Raw genomic sequence first — 3,270 nt, forward strand, 5'->3', positions numbered from 1 at the left:
TACCGGAGGACCATTGGAGCAGGAACGAGTGTCCGGTTAGGTTTTCCGAACGCCCGACCGGTGGTGTCTGACGAACGTAGTGAGGAGTTCCGCCGGTCAGTGAAGGAAAGCCTTAACGGACCGTTCCAGGCGAACCGGTCTGATGGCACAAAACCCGGAATCGGAATAGAAAGAAAAAATAAACCTACATTTAGTGTAAACATGTATATAAAATCAGGCTATTTCAAATCGAACTTCCCTATATCGTTTTTAACGATGATGCAGGAAATCCGGTTAATTTGCCTCTAACGAACCTGCTCAATGTGACTTATGTCAAAGCCGAACGTTATCTGATCCTTCATTACGAATAATTCACAAAATCTATTTTATAGACAAAACTCTTTGATTATAAATAATCTTTGATTAAATTTGCCCCTCATTTTGGAGTGGTGCACACTTTTAAACTGCAAGGTTGAACCTTAGCCATTTACCTTGCAGGCACATTTTCAGTGAATGGGATTTTGGCCTGCCCGACTATGCGTTTTTCCCATTCTCCGTTAATTGCAAGGGTTTGCCGCGCCAAAAAACAAACAGATGTATCATTAAAAATTAAAAAAAGTGGATCAAGTAAGTTACAAAACAACTTATGTCAACAAAGTCACCGCACAAAAAGAGTGGGTTATTGTTGACGCAGAGAATCAGGTTTTGGGACGTCTTGCTTCTAAAGTTGCGAAACTGTTAAGAGGCAAATACAAACCGTCCTTTACTCCGTTTGAAGATTGTGGCGACAACGTCATCATCATCAACGCAGAAAAAGTAGTGTTAACCGGTAATAAGTTAACCGACAAATTGTACACTCGTCACACCGGATATCCCGGAGGCCAGCGTCACACCTCTCCGGCAGCAGTATTGAAAGTACATCCGGAAAGAGTAATCGAACACGCCGTTCGTGGTATGCTTCCTAAAAACCGTCTGGGAAGAGCAGTTTTGAAAAACCTTCACCTGTATGCAGGCACCGAACACAAACACGAAGCTCAACAGCCGAAGGTAATTGATTTAAACTCTTTAAATTAACAGATCATGGAAGTAATTAACGCAATCGGTAGAAGAAAAGCAGCAGTAGCTCGCGTTTACGTCAGTGAAGGAAAAGGCAATATCACCATCAACAAACGTCCGTTGGAAGAATATTTTACCTTACCTACACTCCAGTACATTGTTAAACAACCTCTCGAACTGTTGGGAGTTACCGGTCAATATGACATCAAGGTAAATCTGGACGGTGGTGGTTTCAAAGGCCAGGCAGAAGCCCTGCGTCTGGGTATCGCCAGAGCTCTGGTTGAAATCAATGCAGAAGACAAACCTAAATTAAGGGCAGCAGGTTTCATGACACGTGATCCTCGCGAAGTTGAACGTAAGAAACCGGGTCGGCCCAAAGCACGTAAGAGATTCCAGTTCTCTAAACGTTAATCTCAGTTTAGTATCTAAATTGACAGGACTCCTTCAGTGGGACTACCTGGCAATTGCTTAAATGAAGAATGTAAACTTTTTAAAAACACAAAAATGTCAAATACGAATTTCGACGAATTATTAAATGCAGGTTGTCACTTCGGACACCTCACCCGTAAATGGAATCCTAAAATGGCTCCTTATATTTTTATGGAGCGTAATGATATCCACATCATTGACCTGAACAAAACAGCTATCATGCTGGACAAAGCTTCTGCAGCACTGAAACAGATCGCTAAGTCAGGCCGTAAAATTCTGTTTGTTGCAACAAAGAAACAGGCTAAGGACATTGTTGCTGAGAAAATTTCTAATATTAATATGCCTTATGTGACTGAAAGATGGCCGGGTGGTATGTTGACCAACTTCCCGACAATCCGTAAGGCAGTGAAGAAAATGACCACCATCGATAAGATGGAGAAAGACGGTACTTTCGACCACCTTTCAAAACGGGAAAAACTTCAGATCGCTCGTCAGCGGGCAAAACTCGACAAGAACTTAGGAAGTATTGCCGATCTGACCCGTCTGCCAGCAGCTCTTTTCGTTGTGGATGTAATGAAGGAATATATTGCAGTGAAAGAAGCTAAAAGTCTCGGTATTCCAGTATTTGCAATGGTAGACACCAACTCTGATCCGAGTTGTATTGATTTCGTCATTCCGTGTAATGACGATGCTTCTACTTCTATCAGTTTAGTTATCGACCGGGTAGCCGATGCTATCAAAGAAGGTTTGTCAGAACGTAAAGCTGAAAAAGACAAAGAAGGCACCGAAAAAAAACCGGCAGCTAAGAAAGTAGAAAAAGTAGCTGAAGGCGAAGCTGAAGAAGTTGCAGAAGAAGCAACAGAAGAACAATAATCAAAAAATTACAAACATGGAAATAAAAGCAGCTGATGTAATGAAGTTGCGTCATGCAACTAATGCCGGAATGATGGACTGTAAGAAAGCACTTCAGGAAGCTGAAGGAGATTTCGATAAAGCAGTAGACATCATCCGTAAAAGAGGCCTGATTGTTGCTAGCAAACGTGCAGACCGCGAAGCTAAAGAAGGCTGTGTTTTGGCTCACGCAGAAGGGAAGAAAGGGGTTTTGGTAAGCCTTAATTGTGAAACCGACTTCGTAGCTAAAAATGAAAACTTCATCAATTTCACCAAACAAATTCTGGATGCAGCTTTTGAGAATATGCCTGCTGATAAAGATGCTCTTTTGGCATTACAAATCGGTGGCCGTTCTATCGCAGATCAGATTTCAGAACAAACCGGTGTGATCGGTGAAAAACTGGAATTAGCTTATTATGGCAAAATCGAAGCCGAAGCTACTATCGCTTATATTCACCCGGGTAATAAATTGGCTACTGTGATCGGTTTCAACAAAGATGCCGATACCCAAGTGAAAAAAGACATAGCGATGCAGGCTGCTGCAATGGCACCGATCGCTGTCGACAAAAACGACGTTCCTCAGGAAGTGATCGCTCACGAACTGGAAATCGGACGTGATAAAGCACGTGAAGAAGGAAAACCTGAAAACATGCTCGATAAAATCGCTGAAGGCCGTCTGAACAAATTTTATCAGGAGTCTACCCTGTTGAATCAGGCTTTTGTAAAAGATGCTAAACAAACGATCAAAGCTTATTTAGCAAGTCAGGACAAAGATCTGACCGTAACCGGATTTATTCGTTTTACACTGAACGATTGATCCGAACCCAATACAATAAGAGGGGCTGTCCAAAAAGTCGGATAGCCCCTTTTGCTATTGTTTATTTCGGTAAAAAGAATTATCTTACCGTTGCAAAA

4 protein-coding genes are annotated in these 3,270 nt (G+C 42.0%); all 4 read left to right on the forward strand.

Annotated features, from left to right (window positions below; all coding sequences use genetic code 11):
* The first annotated feature begins 597 nt into the window (after positions 1-597).
* The 4 genes from rplM to tsf all read left to right on the forward strand — a co-directional run bounded on the left by rplM (position 598) and on the right by tsf (position 3,172).
* The gene (gene rplM, locus WS42_RS14380; RefSeq protein ID WP_013612864.1) at positions 598-1,053 is read left to right on the forward strand and encodes a 50S ribosomal protein L13; all 456 of its coding nucleotides are present in this window, start codon (positions 598-600) and stop codon (positions 1,051-1,053) included.
* 6 nt (positions 1,054-1,059) lie between these two features.
* Positions 1,060-1,446, forward strand: coding sequence for a 30S ribosomal protein S9 (rpsI, locus tag WS42_RS14385; RefSeq protein WP_013612865.1), 387 nt, complete (start codon positions 1,060-1,062; stop codon positions 1,444-1,446).
* 93 nt (positions 1,447-1,539) lie between these two features.
* Positions 1,540-2,337 carry a 30S ribosomal protein S2 gene (gene rpsB / locus WS42_RS14390; protein ID WP_013612866.1) on the forward strand — a complete coding sequence of 266 codons (798 nt, stop codon included), beginning with the start codon at positions 1,540-1,542 and terminating at the stop codon, positions 2,335-2,337.
* A 16-nt stretch (positions 2,338-2,353) separates the two neighbouring features.
* On the forward strand, positions 2,354-3,172 hold the full coding sequence (gene tsf, locus WS42_RS14395; protein ID WP_022160839.1) for a translation elongation factor Ts: 819 nt from the start codon (positions 2,354-2,356) through the stop codon (positions 3,170-3,172).
* The last annotated feature ends 98 nt before the right edge of the window (positions 3,173-3,270 follow it).

The organism is Odoribacter sp. N54.MGS-14, assembly GCF_000980295.1.
Classification (GTDB): Bacteria; Bacteroidota; Bacteroidia; order Bacteroidales; family Marinifilaceae; genus Odoribacter; species Odoribacter splanchnicus.